This is a genomic window from Anaerotignum faecicola, assembly GCA_024460105.1.
In the GTDB taxonomy this organism is placed as follows: Bacteria; Bacillota; Clostridia; order Lachnospirales; family Anaerotignaceae; genus JANFXS01.
On record JANFXS010000619.1, the window covers coordinates 1 to 383 of the forward strand.

Consider the following 383-nt stretch of genomic DNA (forward strand, 5'->3'; position numbering starts at 1 on the left):
CTTCAGTACTTTGGAGATGACGTGGATGCTTACCACGTGCAGTTCTGGGAGGACGCCATGAAGGAAGTCGAGGCGGGCCGGGCCGATTACGCGGTTCTTCCCATTGAGAATTCCTCGGCTGGAGCGGTCAGCGATAATTACGATCTGCTGATCAAGTACCATAATTATATCGTGGCGGAGACCTTCATTCCGGTCAGCCACGCACTGCTGGGACTTCCGGATGCGGAACTTTCGGATATCACCACCGTATTTTCCCACCCCCAGGCGCTGATGCAGTCTTCCCGGTACTTAAACTCCCACCGGGAATGGACGCAGTACAGTGTGGAGAACACCGCGGCATCGGCAAAGAAAGTCTTAAACGACGGGAAAAAGAATCAGGCGGC

General features: G+C 54.6%; 1 protein-coding gene. It reads left to right on the forward strand.

What is annotated here, in order from left to right:
* Positions 1-383, forward strand: a 383-nt coding sequence (locus tag NE664_15670) for a bifunctional chorismate mutase/prephenate dehydratase (protein MCQ4728072.1), incomplete at both ends; no start/stop codon positions are given.